This window comes from Pseudomonas sp. PS02302 (assembly GCF_029959585.1).
In the GTDB taxonomy this organism is placed as follows: domain Bacteria; phylum Pseudomonadota; class Gammaproteobacteria; order Pseudomonadales; family Pseudomonadaceae; genus Chryseomonas; species Chryseomonas aestiva.
This window is the reverse complement of the sequence record NZ_JASCON010000007.1, coordinates 87,006-101,091: the sequence shown is the minus strand read 5'-3', so window position 1 is coordinate 101,091 and position 14,086 is coordinate 87,006. Positions and strand designations below refer to the sequence as shown.

Here is a 14,086-nt window from a genome sequence, read left to right as displayed (position 1 = left end):
GGGGCCGCGCCGCAGTCGACGAGAAACCAGCCCTTGCCGTGGACCACTATCAGGGCATGGGCCGAGACGTTGCGCCGCCGGGTCGGCACCCCGGCCGAGGTGCCGAGAAACAAGAGATCCATGGGGGCTCCAGACAAAAGGCCAGTCTAGCGTGGCCGACCCGCTGTCGCCCGGGCAACAGCGGCCAGGCACTCCTGCTGCCGGCCAGGCAGTCCAGGCCCGGCAAACCCCGGAAAAGCGGCCTTTCAGGTCCTGGCAACGCTCTTGCAAAGCCTCTGGCGTCGACCTTCCAACCGCCGAGGATCACCATGAATCTGCCCGCTCGCCACCTGCCGCCCACCCCTGCGCCCAGCCCCGACTACGAACAGCTGGCCGCGCGCTTTCGGCCGCTCTTTGCCCGAATCGCCGAAGGCGCCCTGGAACGCGAGCGCCAGCGCACCCTGCCCTATGCGCCCGTCGCCTGGCTCAAGGACGCCGGCTTCGGCGCCGTGCGGGTGCCCGTGGAGTTCGGCGGCAGCGGTGCCAGCCTGCCGCAACTGGTACGGCTGCTGATCGAACTGGCAGCCGCCGACAGCAATCTGCCCCAGGCGCTGCGCGGCCACTTCGCCTTTGTCGAGGACCGCCTCAATGCCCATGCCAGCGCTTCCCAACAGGTCTGGTTCGAGCGCTTCGTCGCCGGTGACCTGGTGGGCAACGCCTGGACCGAGATCGGCACCGTCAAGCTCGGCGAGGTCATCACCCGGGTCAGCCAACAGGACGGTGAGTGGCGTATCAACGGCACCAAGTACTACAGCACCGGCAGCCTGTTCGCCGACTGGATCGACGTCTACGCCCAGCGCGACGACACCGGGGGCGACGTCATCGCCGCCATCCGCACCGACCAGCCCGGCGTGCGCCAGTCCGACGACTGGGACGGCTTCGGCCAGCGCACCACCGCCAGCGGCACCTCGGTGTTCGAAGACGTCCGCGTGGCGCCCGAGAATCTCATCGACTTCGCCACCCGCTTCAAATACCAGACCGCCTTTTACCAGCTGGTGCTACTGGCCGTGATCACCGGCAGCGGCCAGGCGGCCGTGCGCGAATTCGCGAGGGAAGTACGCGGGCGCACCCGGGTCTACAGCCATGGCAACGCCAGCGCGGCCAGTACCGATCCCCAGGTGCAGCAGGTGGTGGGCAAGGCCTCGGCCTTCGTCTATGCCGCCGCAGCCGCAACCCTGGCAGCCGCCACCGCGGCCCAGGCGGCCTTCGAAGCCCGCTATGCCGGGGATGCCGCCGCCGAGCACGCCGCCAACGTGGCGGCGGAACTGGAATCGGCCCAGGCGCAATCGGCGGTCGCCGAGCTGGTGCTGAAGGCCACCAGCGACCTCTTCAATGCGCTGGGGGCCTCGGCGACCCGTGCCAGCAAGGGCCTGGATCGCCACTGGCGCAATGCCCGCACCGCGGCCTCGCACAATCCGCTGATCTACAAGGAACGCATCGTCGGCGCCTGGGAGATCGACGGCAGCGAACCGCCCTTCGTCTGGCAGATCGGTGGCGGCAGCAAGCAGGGCTGACCGCCTGAATGCACAACGGCAACCCTGGGGTTGCCGTTGTGCATTCAGCGTGCGGGATCAGTTCGACAGCTGGCGGGCGAAGCGCCCCACGGCGCCGACCACCCGCTGGGCGCCATCCTGGATCTCCACGATCACCTGCCCGGCCTGCCCCGCCAGCTCCAGGCCCTGCTCGGCCTGACGCCGGCCGTTCTCGATCACCGTCACGGCTTCGCCGGCCAGTTGCTGGTTCTGCTGTACCACCCCGACGATCTCCTCGGTCGCCTTGCTGGTGCGCGAGGCCAGTTGCCTGACCTCGTCGGCCACCACGGCGAAGCCGCGGCCCTGCTCGCCGGCCCGGGCCGCCTCGATGGCGGCATTGAGCGCTAGCAGGTTGGTCTGTTCGGCGATGCCGCTGATGGTCTTGATGATAGTGCCGATCACCTGGGACTGGTTGTCCAGCGCCTCGATGCCCTTCACCGCCTCCTGCATCTGGGTCGCCAGGGCGCGCATGACGTCCACCGTCTGCTGCGCCACCGCCGCACCCTTGCGGGCGGTGTCGTCGGTATGCCGGGAGGTCTCGAAGGCTACGCTGGCGGCCTCGGACACCGCCTGTTCCTGCTGGACCTGATCGGTGATCACGGTGGCGAACTTGACCACCTTGTACAGGCGCTCATGGGCGTCGATCACCGGGTTGTAGGAGGCTTCCAGCCAGACATCGCGGCCATGGGCATCCAGGCGCTTGAAGCGATCCACGACGAATTCGCCGCGACGCAGGCGCGCCCAGAATTGCTGATAGGCCTCGGAGTTTGCCTCGGCCGCCTCGCAGAACAGCCGGTGGTGCTTGCCCTTGATCTGCGCCAGGGAATAACCCATGGCCTGCAGGAATCTGTCGTTGGCGTCGAGCACCTCGCCGTCGAGGTTGAATTCGATGACCGCCGTGGAACGGCGCAGCGCCTTGAGCAGGCTTTCGTGCTCGCGCGAGGTCTCGATGGTTCTCGTCAGGTTATTGCAGAACAGTCGGAAGCGCGTCACCTGGCCCTGGCCATCATGGAACGGGTGCAGGATGCCCCTCAACCAGGCTTCCTTACCGTCGCCGCGCAAGAGATGCAGGGCCCCGCTATAGGGCTCGCCACGACTCAGGCACTGCTGCAGGCGACGGTTGTATTCCTGGTTTCTGACATGCCCCGGCACCAGATCCAGGAGCGGACGACCCAGCAGATCCGCGGCGCGCAGGCCCATTTCCTTTTCGAAATTGGCGTTCACCGCGGTCACGCGGCCCTGGCCGTCCAGCTCCAGGCCAATCATCTCGACGTCGAGCTCGGCCTTTAGTCGCTTGAAGGAATCCACCTGCTCGCGGAGACGCTGCAGTTCTTGTTTTAATCCTTTGTTGAACATGACACGCCCCTGGTCGGGAGATTGAGTTAATTCAGTGTCGGCAGCCAATAGTCAGGGCTTAAATGAGATAGCGAAAAAAGATGACCAGGCGGTCGGAATGCAAGATGGGTGGCGCCACGCCATTAACTAATAACAAAAAAATATTTCAACTAAGGGTTTGGCTCGCATTACGTTCTAACACCTGCAATCCCCTCCACCGCACGAGTCCCTCATGTCCGATGCCCTGCTGGATCCCCTCACGCCTCTGCTGGAACGCTTCGCCATCACCGCGGCCGAGCGCGATCGCCAGGGCGGTACGCCCAAGAGCGAGCGTGACGCCTTGCGCCAGAGCGGTCTCCTGGCCCTGAGCATTCCCGAGGAGCTGGGCGGCCTCGGCGCCGCCTGGGACCAGACGCTGGAGGCCGTGCGGCGGCTGGCCCGGGTCGACAGCTCCCTGGCCCACGTGTTCGGCTTCCATCATCTGCTGCTGGCCACCGCCCAGTTGTTCGGCCAGCCTGCGCAATGGCGACCCTGGCTGGAGAGCACCGCGCGCGATGCCCTGTTCTGGGGGAACGCGCTCAATCCCCTGGATCGCCGCACCCTTGCCCGCCGCAGCGGCGATGCCTGGCAGGTGGATGGCCAGAAGAGCTTTTGCAGCGGTGCCCTGGACTCGGATCTGTTGCTGCTCTCGGCGCTGGAGAACGATGACAGCGGACGCCTGCTGATAGCCGTGGTGCCTACCGGGCGCGCCGGCATCCAGTTGTTCGACGACTGGGACAACAACGGCCAGCGCCAGACCGACAGTGGCAGCGCGCGCTTCGACGGCGTACGCGTCGAACAGCAGGAATGGCTGCTCGACCCCGGCCCGCTGAGCACGCCCTTCGCCTGCCTGCGGCCGCTGCTGGCCCAGCTGATCTTCGCCAACATCTTTCTCGGCCTGGCCGAAGGCGCCTTCGCCGAGGCGCGCCGCTACACCACCACCCAGGCGCGCCCCTGGTTCAAGTCAACGGCCGCCAGCGCCAGCGAAGACCCCTACATCCTGCGCCACTACGGCGAGTTCTGGGTCGCCCTGGAGAGCAGCCGGCTGCTGGTCGAGCGCGCCAACGGCGCCTTCGCCCAGGCGTGGCAACAGGGTACGGCCCTTACCCCAGCGGCACGGGGCGAACTGGCCATCGCCATCGCCACGGCCAAGGTCGCCGCCAGCCGGCACGGCCTCGATCTCGCCAGCCGCCTGTTCGAGGTCGGCGGCGCCCGGGCCACCGCCGGTGCGCTGCGCCTGGATCGCTACTGGCGCAACCTGCGCACCCAGACCCTGCACGATCCGGTCGACTACAAGTTGCACGAGCTAGGCGAGTGGGCCCTCAACGACACCCTTCCCACCCCCAGCTTCTACTCCTGAGGAATCCCCGATGACCCTGCTGACCCTGACGCGCACGCACGAGGTGCCCCGCTACCGCGCGACCGCCCAGGTGTTCGCCGATCCCAAATCGCGCGACCTGCTCGCCCACCTGGAAAAGATCGCACCGAGCGACGCCAGTGTGCTGGTGATCGGCGAGACCGGTACCGGCAAGGAACTGATCGCGCGGCATATCCATGCGCTGAGTCAGCGCCATGCCGGCCCCTTCGTCGCCGTCAATTGCGGCGCCTTTGCCGAGAGTCTGGTCGAGGCCGAGTTGTTCGGCCATGAGAAAGGTGCCTTCACCGGCGCCCTCGCCGCGCGCGCCGGCTGGTTCGAGGAAGCCAACGGCGGCACTCTGTTTCTCGACGAGATTGGCGACCTGCCACTGTCGGTGCAGGTCAAGCTGCTGCGCGTCCTGCAGGAGCGCGAGGTGGTACGGCTAGGCTCTCGCCGCAGCCTGCCGCTGAACGTAAGGATCATCGCCGCCACCAACGTCCCGCTGGACCGGGCGGTGGCCGAAGGCTCCTTTCGCGAAGACCTCTGGTACCGCCTCAATGTGGTCAGCCTGCCGCTATTGCCGCTGCGCCAGCGCCAGGGCGATATCCTGCCGCTGGCGCGGCACTTCCTCCACGCCTATGCCCAGGCGCCTGTTTCTCTGAGTGCGGCAGCCGAGCGGCGTCTGCTGGAACACCCCTGGCCGGGCAATATCCGCGAACTGGAAAACACCCTGCAGCACGCCCTGCTGCTCAAGTCCCAGGGCCAGCTGGAAGCCAGCGACCTGACCTTTGTCCCGCGGCCCAGCCTGGTCCTGCCGGCGCCACGGCCGGTCGAAACAGCGCCGGTGGACAGCCTGCTGACCGAGGCCTTCGCCCAGTTGTTCGAAGAGCAACCGGAGGCCCTGCACGAGCGCGTCGAAGAGGCCCTGGTGCGCGCGGCCTATCGCTTCTGCCACCGCAACCAGGTCCATACCGCGCGCCTGCTGGGGCTGAGTCGCAACGTCACCCGCGCCCATCTGATCCGCATCGGCGAACTGGTGGTCAATCACCGTCGCCCGCTCGTGGCCCGGCCGGAACGCGAGCTGCGCTTCTCCATCTGAAGGGCACTCTTCACGCCTGGGGTACCCGCCTGCCGAGGTGCCCCTTACACTGGGGTTTTGCCCCCGCGAGGCCCCGCATGAACGCCCGTACCCTGCTGCACCGCCATCCCGCCCGGCGTGACGACATCGGTGACCTCCAGACCCGCCGCCCGCTGCCGGGCCCCGGCCTGCCGCATCTGGACCCCTTCCTGTTCCTCAATCACCACGGCCCCCAGGTCTATCCGCCGCACAATGCCGGCCTGCCCTTTGGTCTTCATCCCCATCGCGGTTTCGAGACGGTGACCTTCATCCTCGCCGGTTCGCTGGCCCACCGCGACAGCGGCGGCCACGAAAGCGTCATCGAAGCCGGGGGCATCCAGTGGATGACCGCGGGCAGCGGCCTGGTGCATGCCGAGCTGTCGCCCGCGGCCTTCAAGCGCGATGGCGGCGACCTGGAGATCCTGCAGCTGTGGGTCAATCTCCCGGCCCGCCTCAAGTTCACGCCACCGGCCTACCAGGGCGTCACTGTCGACGCCATGCCGCTGATCGAAGAGGATGAAGGCCGGGTGCGCATCCGACTCACCTCCGGCACTCACCAGGGTGTCCAGGGCGCCGTGCAGACGCCGACGCCCATCACCCTGATGACCGTCGAGATCGCCCCCGGCGGCCGCGCCACCCTGCCCGCTCCCGCGGGTGCCACGGTGTTCTGCTACGGCGTCCGCGGCACCCTGCAGATCGCTGGTCATGACGAAGCCCCCTGGCAGCTGTTCGAATTCGCCGATGACGGCGACCACCTCGAAGTCGCCAGTCGCGACGGCGCGGTACTGCTCTATGGCCATGCGGCGCCCTTTGCCGAACCCATCGTCGCCCACGGCCCCTTCGTCATGAACAGCGCCGAGGAGATCCGCCAGGCAATCCGCGATTATCAGGCGGGCCTGTTCGGCGACGTGCCGGAGTGAGCCTGCCATAGGGCCGCGCTCAGGCTAGAATCCGGCTTTTGCCGGGAGCACAGCGATGAGTGACGAATTGCGGATCGAGGACCAGGTGGTGGGCGACGGCAAGGCGGTGGTCAAGGGCGCCCTGATCACCACCCACTACGAAGGCTGGCTGGACGACGGCACCCTGTTCGATTCTTCGCGCGCCAAGGGCCGGCCCTTCCAGTGCGTCATTGGCACCGGCCGGGTGATCAAAGGCTGGGATCAGGGACTGATGGGCATGCGGGTGGGCGGCAAGCGGCGCCTGGAGGTGCCGGCGGCCCTCGCCTATGGCGAGCGCCAGGTCGGCGCGCTGATCAAGCCACATGCCAACCTGACTTTTGAAATCGAATTGCTGGAAGTCCTGACGCGAGACGATTGAAACCTGACCGACTTCAGTTCGGTACCTTGGTCTTGGTATTGCGGCGCACCAGTTCGAGCTGGGCTTCGAGCACGCTCAGCCGGGCGAACTGCCGCGTGTAGATGACGAATTGCTCCTGGAAGCTCTGTCGGCTCCGGGCCAGATCCTGTCGATGACTGAGGATCTGCTCTTCGAGATTCTGCAACCGTTGCTGGGTGGTTTGCGTCATGGCACCTACTCCTTGTGCTTGGGATGTCAATCGGACTCTAACCGTCCCCTGACAAGTCGAGCTATAGCCGTTCGTCGTCCCCTAAACCACCGATGCAGAGCCGTTTCGTCTCGCAGAGGCGGGTTCGTGACCTCTGAAAAGTTCCCTTTTCCTTACCGATCGATCAAGAAAAAAGGCGACGAGCCTCGGCAGGGTCGTCGCCTTCAGGACAGCCGCAGCGAAGGCTAGCGCGGTCCTACCGCCGTGCAGCTGTTGCTGGCATCGACATACTTCTTCAGGGTCGGCCACTGCGGCCGCTCCACGCCATTGATCGGCTCCACCGCCAGGGCGGCAGCTCCCCAGCCCGGGCCGGCCGCCCAATAGGTCAGCGGCATGCAGTTCTGCTGCAGATAGGCCAGCAGATTGTCGGTGGCGGCCAGCCAGCGGCTGTCGCCTGCCGGTACGCCGAACTCGGCGATCATGCCCCGCTTGCCGTTGCGCTTGAGCCATTCGACGAAGGGCTTGACGCGATTGACCCCCACCTGCGGATCGAAGTTGTTCATGTTCTGTGCGGTGTAGCTGCCACTGCCATCCTCATCGAGGTAGACGTTGGCCGCGTAGATGATGTTGTTGGCCGGATCCTTCAGATTGAGCAGGGCATTGCTCACGCCCGGCCAGTTGGCCGCGCTACCCCAGGCATTGCCCTGGACGATCACCGGGTGGGTGCGGTCCATGGTGCGCACCCCGTCGATGCCGGACTGCGCCGTCACCGGCCAGCCGCTGTCGGCGCCATTGGGCTTGCCCATGATGTCATAGCCATAGAGCGCGGCATGGTTGCCCCACTGGTAGGCCAGGCGGTACATCAGATCCCAGTAGTTGAAGTTGGTAACGGTACCGGTGCCGATCAGGGTGCCCTTGTAGCGCCCGCCGTTGTCCAGCGCCAGGATCACCTTCATGTTGTACTTCTTGGCCAGCTCCAGCACCTGGGTGACCTGCTGGGTGTACGCCCCTTCCAGGCTCCCGAAGAAGCGCGTTTGCAGACGTTCCCAGATCACCGGGAAGCGGATCAGCCGTACGCCCTTGGCGCTCCACTGCTGGAAGTTGGCCTCGCCCGGCATGATGTAGTTGACGTTGAGTACCCCGGGCAGCGTCTGAGGTGCAAAGGCGGCACCCGAGAAGTTCAGCCCCACCAGATTGAGCTTGGCACTGTTGGCGGGCGTACCGCTCGATCCCGTCGGCGTGGTCGTGGAACCAGCTGCCGGCGTGGTGGAGCCCGTGGAGCCCGAGCTGCCGGCACCCGTCGCAGGCTTCACCTCGACCACCGGCGCCGTCACGGCCGGAGCCGCGCTGCCCGTGTTGGTGCCCGCGTTGCTGCCCGAACTGGAGCTGCCCGCACTGCCGGTACTGCCCGTCGTGGTCCCGGGTACCGTCGCCGGCGTGCCGGAGGTGGTGGTGGTGCCGGTCTTCAGGGTCTTGGGATAACCATAGGCATTGCCATCGAGCTGCGGGCTCTCGATGAAGACGCTCATGTTGCTGCCGACGACCTGGGCATAGGTCACCTTGTAGCTTTTGCCATCGGCTGGCGTGAGCTGCGCGCCCACCTTGAAGGCGCCCACGTTCGCGGCCGACGCCGGAATGGAGAAGCCCGCCGACTTGCGATAGACGCCGTGCAGCCAGTCTTCGTTGGTGAAATCGTTGATCGAGGTAGTCACCCCGGTCGTGGTCGAGCCACCGCTATTGCCGCTGCCCGCGGGGGTACCAGTGCTCGGGCTGCTACCACTGTTCGAACCGCTATTGCCGCTGCTGGAGCCACCGCTGCTGCCCGTGGAGCCGCTGGAGCCGCCCGTGGCACCGGTGCCACTGGCCGGGGTGCTGCCCGTGCCGCTGGCAAGCGGGCCGATGGCGGTGCAGCTGCTGTCATCGATGTATTTCTTCAGGGTCGGCCACTGCGGCCTGTCGGCGCCGTTGACGGGTTCCACCGACAGGAAGTAGTTGCCCCAGCCCGGACCTGCCGCCCAGTAGGTCGAAGGAATGCAGTTCTGCTTGAGATAGGCCAGCATCCGGTCCATCAGCGGCAGCCAGCGGGGATCGTTATCCGGCACGCCGAATTCGCCGATCATGCCCCTCTTCTTGTTCTTCTTCAGCCACTCGACGAAGGGGCGCACACGCTCCACGCCGTAGTCCGGGCCCAGCTTGCCGACATCGATGCCGGTGTAGTTGCCGCCCGCGCTCTCGTCGAAATAGGAATGCGCCTGGAAAATCAGGTTATCGGACGGATCCTTGAGTGCCAGCAGGGAGTCGTTCCACCACGGCCAGCGGGTCGCCTCCGACCAGCCGTTGCCTTCGATCATGATGGGCTTGGTCTTGTCCACCGCGCGGACCCCATTGATGCCGTACTGGGCGGCGATCGGCCACTGGGCCATGGAGTCGTGGGGCTCATTCATGATGTCGTAGGCGTACAGCGACGGCTGACTGCTCCAGCGCTGGGCGATCCGGGTCATGATCTCCTGGTAGCGGTCATAGGGCACCGCCGCGCTGCCGATCACCGACCCGCGATAGAAGGTGTAGTTGTGCAGGTCGAGGATGATGCGCATGCCGTACTTCTGCGCATTGGCGAAGGTCTGGTCCACCAGCGCGGCATAGGTCGGGTCCAGCGGACCACCCAGCACCGGTTGCAGGCGCTCCCAGATGACCGGGAAGCGGATCAGCTTGATGCCCTTGCCACTCCACTGCTTGAAGTAGGCCTCGACGGGAAAGATGTAGTGGGTGCCATTGACGCCCGGCAGTACCTGGCCAGCGAAACCGGCACCGGACAGATTGAGGCCGACCAGATTGACCTGCTCGGCCTTGGCACCAGTGGCCAGGGTCAGGGCGGCGACGAAGGGCAGCAGCTGGGCGGCCCTGCGGGAAAACTTCAGGAAGGATGGATTCATCATCACCAACTGCGCTAAATCGACAGCGCGCTCCCTGAACACTGGCCGATATGAAGTGAGAGAAGAGTCGCGCAGTCATGGCTGACGCAACGTTGCCTCCAGGCACCTTGACCTATACAAGCCACATGCCAACTTCATGATTCATAACGATGGCCACTATTTGGACATCACTCATTAAAATTACAAATCACTGATTTATAACTATTTTATTTAATTACCGTTCATCGCTGCCGACAGATGAATCCTTTCAGCTGAAGTTGCCGGGCCTTCAACTCGGATCCGCCGTCAAATTTATTTCTTCAATTGTCGAACAACCGCCCAAAAGTTCCCGAAGGTGCCAAAAAAAGTAAGTCACAAAATAACGTGATGCATATCACAAAGTGCTGGAACAGGAACTGCCTACCTATAGCTCGGGTCATGGCTATAACCGTTCCCGGAGCCCCCCATGACCTCCCTTACCCTTGCGACCTATAACGTCAACGGCATTCGTGCGCGGCTGCCCATCCTCCTGCAGTGGCTGGAGCGCGAGCAGCCCGACATCGTCTGCCTGCAGGAACTGAAGGCGAAGTCCGCCGACTTTCCCCAGGCGGAACTGGAAGGCGCGGGATACGGCGCGCTGTGGGACGGTCAGCCCTCTTGGAACGGGGTCGCCATCCTGGCGCGCGACGACCAGCCACTGGAGATTCGCCGGGGCCTGCCGGGAATGGCCGACGACCCGCAACGCCGCTACCTGGAGGCAGCGGTGCAAGGCGTGGTGGTGGCCAGCCTCTATCTACCCAACGGCAATCCCTGGCCGGGTCCCAAGTTCGACTACAAGCTGACCTGGTTCGAGCGCCTCATCGAGCATGCCCAGGGTCTGCGCGAGAGTGGCCATCCCGTGGTGCTGGCAGGTGACTACAACGTGGTGCCGACCGATAGGGACATCTACGATCCCACGTCCTGGCGCAAGGACGCCCTGCTGCAACCCGAGAGTCGGGCCTGTTTCGAACGCCTGCTGGGCCAGGGATGGCTGGACGCCGTGCGGGCCTGCCATCCGGATCAGGCGATCTACACCTACTGGGACTACTTCCGCCAACGCTGGCAGCGTAATTCGGGTCTGCGCATCGACCATCTGTTGTTGAGTCCGACGCTGCAGGACGCCTTGCAGGAAGCCGGGGTGCATCGCTGGGTACGCGATCTGCAAAAGACCAGCGATCACGCCCCCACCTGGATCCGCTTCAAGGCACCTCGCTGAGCGCTCAGGCGTCGCGCAGCAGGTCATTGGCGTTGAGCAGTGCAAAGAGCACTTCCGGACGCTGGTTGAGGCCGCGGCGCACGGCCGCCGGTATCGACTGATGGAGTTTGCGGCACAGGCCCGGCCGTGGCTGCAGCGCGATGAGCATGCCACGTGCGCTGCGCACCTCTCCGGGTCCCGGCTCGATGAGCAGGCGGATACCGAGCTGCTCCTGTAAGCGCTGCTGCAGGCGTTGCAGATCTGCAGCGCTGGCGACGTTTTCCAGACGCTCCAGCAGCCGCTGCTCTTCCTGGCGATTGAGCAGTAGCGTCCGCGCATCAGCGGCGGGATCCGCCAGCACGGCTTCACGCTCGCAGTTGCAGACGCCAGCGGGACAGGGCGCACGCAGGGAAGGCATTTGAATTCGATTCCTCTTCGTCAGGGCGAAAGCGACCTTTTGGCCGCTCCACACTGGCGATAGTGGCAGCTGTATCCAGCCTTTGGGCAGACCCGCTGACCAACGCCCGGATTCCTGGGCTTATCGCCGGCAGACAAAATCACCCCCCCCAATGATAACCAAACGCGCTAAATGCATAGCGAAAGCTTATTTTTTGGCATAACCATTCAAGGGCTAGGATGGTGCTTTGACTGCCTGCGACTTAGCCATGCCCACGCTCTCGCCCGACCTCCTTATCGTTCCTGCGGATCAGCAAAGCACCCTGACCATCCGCGCCAAGGCGTTGGCCTTCGCCGATCCACGTTCCCGACAGCTGCTCGACCACCTGGATGAGCGGGCGCCGCAGCCCGATCCCGTGGTGCTCCTGGGCGAATGGGGCACCGGACGTGAGCTACTGGCTCGCCGACTACATGAACGCAGCGGCAGGACCGGGCTGTTCAGCAGTCTGAATTGCGCCTCGCTCAGTCGCCGCCATGGTGCTGCCGAATTGTTCGGCTATGTTCCCCGGGCCTATGCCGGCACCTCTGGCAGCCGCGTGGGCTGGTTCGGCACCGCCCACGGAGGCAGCCTCTATCTCGACGAGATCGCCGACCTGCCTGGTGAGTTGCAGGAGGAGCTGGTGCAGGTACTGCTGGATGGCAGCATCCTGCGCCTGGGGAGCAGCTTGCGCACGCCCGTGGATGTCCGCCTGATTGCCGGTTCCAGCGTGGACCTGGCACGGGCGGTCGAGGCTGGCAACTTCTCTGCTCACCTCTGGGCGCTCCTCGCGCCAGGTCTGGTGCCGGTGCCGCCGCTGCGCGAGCGCCCGGCCGACCTGCTGCCCCTGGCCCGGCATTTCATCCAGCAGCATGCCGACCGCCTTGATCGCAGGGCGCCTGAGCTGACCACCGAGGACGAAACGGCGCTACTCGCCTATCCCTGGCCAGGAAACGTCCGCGAACTTGAACAGGTTCTCCATACCGCCCTGCTGACTGCCTCGACGTCAGGGCTCCAGCTTGGCAAGCTGCTGCCCTGATCCTCCAAGACGCGCTGAACTCCGCCGACAGACGGCAGTCCTAGCCGCGTATACCACTTTGCTCGAGTCCCACCATGATCTGCCTGTCCAACCAGTCGATGCCCACTCCGCCATAGCCAGCGGCTGCCACCTTTTTCCAAAAAAAGGTGACCAGAAACCTCGATTTGTCGCCTCGTGCGGCAGGTTTTGTTTCATGCAGGAAAAGCCCGCGGCTTTTCAGCGATCGACTACTTAGGATTACGCCTGCAGCTGTAGGCGTTCAGGCACGGTTTCATGAATATTGTGATCACTGGCCGCTCCGGCCAGGTTTCGCGCGCCTTGCAGCGCGAGTTCGGCAGCACCCATCAATTGACCGTGCTCGGTCAGGCGGATCTGGACCTCGCCCAGACCGGGCAACTGCGGGCGGCATTCGATCGACTCGAACCCGACCTCATCCTCAATGCCGCCGCCTATACCGCCGTGGACCAGGCTGAAGAGGACAGCGAGCGCGCCGCGGCCATCAACGCCCGGGCGCCGCAGATCCTGGCCGAGCTGGCGCGCGAACGGGATATCCCCTTCGTGCACTACTCATCCGATTACGTCTTCGACGGTAGCCGTCGCCAACCCTACACCGAGACCTGCAGCCCGGCGCCCCTGAGTGCCTATGGCCGCTCCAAGCTGGCCGGTGAAGAGGCGGTGCTGGCAGCCGGAGGTCGCGCGCTGGTGCTGCGCACCTCCTGGGTCTACTCCCATGACGGCCAGTGCTTCTTCAATACCATGCGCCAGTTGCTGGCCGAGCGCGACGAACTGCATGTAGTCGAGGATCAGCTCGGCGCCCCCACCTGGGCTCCAACGATCGCCACGGCCACGCGCCAGTTGGTCGAACGGCTGCTCGAGCAGGGTGACGTCGGCGGCCTCTATCACCTGACCAATGCGGGTCAGACCTCGTGGTACGGCTTCGCCGCCGCCATCGCCGAGCGCTTGCAGCAACGCGGCGAGCTGCGCGCCCGACTCTACCCCACCACCACCGAACACTACCCTACTCCGGCGACGCGACCGCTCTATTCCTGCCTGGACTGCCGCAAGGTCGAGGCGGTACTGCCGACCGCCTTGCCGCACTGGCAGGCCGACTTCGACCGCTGCTGGGCGTTGTTCGAGCGCGACAGAAAGCTGAACTGAGCGGACAGGACCCCGGCGGATGCGGTCCGCCGGGTCGCCCCAGGTCGAAGGTCAGGAGGGATCGCGTACTTTCACTGGCGCTCCCGCTCTTCGCGCTGGCGGGCGGGCTCGGCTACGCCGTCAATTGTCCCGTCCCGGATGACCCTGGCGGATCCTGAGAGTGATCCGGTCATCTTCGTGATGATCCCCCGGCGATCACCTCGAATACCAGGGCGACCGAGTCCGGCTGCGGCCGTTGTCGACCGCCAGGCGGGCCATCCCGAGACGAAACGGCGCTACTACCTCTTCCCCCGACCGCTCAGGGCTCCAGCCATGCCTCTTGTCCCTTCAGCGGAAAAAATCGCTGATCGCGCTATCAATCCCATCAAGACCCTTCATCATCAGTCG

At 65.1% G+C, this 14,086-nt stretch carries 11 protein-coding genes and 3 pseudogenes; 8 read left to right on the top strand and 6 right to left on the bottom strand.

The genetic code is table 11. From position 1 onward, the window contains the following. A pseudogene (locus QMX82_RS04475) lies at nucleotides 1-122 on the bottom strand (MBL fold metallo-hydrolase); the annotation flags it as partial. Nucleotides 123-308: 186 nt separating this feature from the next. On the opposite strand from QMX82_RS04475, the gene QMX82_RS04470 reads away from it, so the two are divergent. Next, the gene (locus QMX82_RS04470) at nucleotides 309-1,553 is read left to right on the top strand and encodes an acyl-CoA dehydrogenase family protein (protein ID WP_282281365.1); all 1,245 of its coding nucleotides are present in this window, start codon (nucleotides 309-311) and stop codon (nucleotides 1,551-1,553) included. A gap of 57 nt (nucleotides 1,554-1,610) precedes the next feature. Here the strand turns inward: QMX82_RS04470 and QMX82_RS25935 are convergent. Together QMX82_RS25935 and QMX82_RS25930 are read right to left on the bottom strand one after the other, a co-directional pair. Then, a pseudogene (locus QMX82_RS25935) lies at nucleotides 1,611-2,000 on the bottom strand (methyl-accepting chemotaxis protein); the annotation flags it as partial. A gap of 150 nt (nucleotides 2,001-2,150) precedes the next feature. Beyond that, nucleotides 2,151-2,837, bottom strand: a pseudogene (locus QMX82_RS25930) (PAS domain-containing protein); the annotation flags it as partial. A gap of 301 nt (nucleotides 2,838-3,138) precedes the next feature. On the opposite strand from QMX82_RS25930, the gene QMX82_RS04460 reads away from it, so the two are divergent. The 4 genes from QMX82_RS04460 (at nucleotide 3,139) to QMX82_RS04445 (ending at nucleotide 6,736) form a co-directional block, all read left to right on the top strand. After that, entirely contained in the window at nucleotides 3,139-4,305 is a 1,167-nt protein-coding gene (locus QMX82_RS04460) for an acyl-CoA dehydrogenase family protein (RefSeq protein ID WP_133859391.1), read from the top strand. 10 nt (nucleotides 4,306-4,315) lie between these two features. Beyond that, nucleotides 4,316-5,401 carry a sigma-54 interaction domain-containing protein gene (locus QMX82_RS04455; RefSeq protein ID WP_282281364.1) on the top strand — a complete coding sequence of 362 codons (1,086 nt, stop codon included), beginning with the start codon at nucleotides 4,316-4,318 and terminating at the stop codon, nucleotides 5,399-5,401. A 77-nt stretch (nucleotides 5,402-5,478) separates the two neighbouring features. Further along, nucleotides 5,479-6,339, top strand: coding sequence for a pirin family protein (locus QMX82_RS04450; protein ID WP_282281363.1), 861 nt, complete (start codon nucleotides 5,479-5,481; stop codon nucleotides 6,337-6,339). 55 nt (nucleotides 6,340-6,394) lie between these two features. Continuing rightward, nucleotides 6,395-6,736, top strand: coding sequence for an FKBP-type peptidyl-prolyl cis-trans isomerase (locus QMX82_RS04445; RefSeq protein WP_282281362.1), 342 nt, complete (start codon nucleotides 6,395-6,397; stop codon nucleotides 6,734-6,736). Nucleotides 6,737-6,749: 13 nt separating this feature from the next. On the opposite strand, the gene QMX82_RS04440 is transcribed toward QMX82_RS04445, so the two are convergent. Continuing rightward, nucleotides 6,750-6,944, bottom strand: a complete 195-nt coding sequence (locus QMX82_RS04440; protein WP_133859395.1) for a hypothetical protein — start codon at nucleotides 6,942-6,944, stop codon at nucleotides 6,750-6,752. A 224-nt stretch (nucleotides 6,945-7,168) separates the two neighbouring features. Then, complete coding sequence (locus tag QMX82_RS04435) at nucleotides 7,169-9,859, bottom strand: glycoside hydrolase family 5 protein (RefSeq protein ID WP_282281361.1); 2,691 nt, start codon at nucleotides 9,857-9,859, stop codon at nucleotides 7,169-7,171. Between the two features lie 442 nt (nucleotides 9,860-10,301). Here QMX82_RS04435 and QMX82_RS04430 point away from each other — a divergent pair, with 442 nt between their 5' ends. Next, nucleotides 10,302-11,090: an exodeoxyribonuclease III gene (locus tag QMX82_RS04430; protein WP_282281360.1), complete on the top strand. Its 789-nt coding sequence runs from the start codon at nucleotides 10,302-10,304 to the stop codon at nucleotides 11,088-11,090. Between the two features lie 4 nt (nucleotides 11,091-11,094). Here the strand turns inward: QMX82_RS04430 and QMX82_RS04425 are convergent, their stop codons facing one another. Further along, nucleotides 11,095-11,487 carry a hypothetical protein gene (locus QMX82_RS04425; RefSeq protein ID WP_282281359.1) on the bottom strand — a complete coding sequence of 131 codons (393 nt, stop codon included), beginning with the start codon at nucleotides 11,485-11,487 and terminating at the stop codon, nucleotides 11,095-11,097. A gap of 247 nt (nucleotides 11,488-11,734) precedes the next feature. On the opposite strand from QMX82_RS04425, the gene QMX82_RS04420 reads away from it, so the two are divergent. Both QMX82_RS04420 and rfbD read left to right on the top strand, forming a co-directional pair. After that, nucleotides 11,735-12,541 (top strand): sigma-54-dependent transcriptional regulator, encoded by an 807-nt coding sequence (locus QMX82_RS04420; protein ID WP_282281358.1) that lies wholly within the window; start codon nucleotides 11,735-11,737, stop codon nucleotides 12,539-12,541. Between the two features lie 273 nt (nucleotides 12,542-12,814). Further along, a complete protein-coding gene (rfbD, locus tag QMX82_RS04415; RefSeq protein ID WP_282281357.1) occupies nucleotides 12,815-13,699 on the top strand; it encodes a dTDP-4-dehydrorhamnose reductase in 885 nt (294 codons plus the stop codon). Nucleotides 13,700-14,086 lie beyond the last annotated feature (387 nt).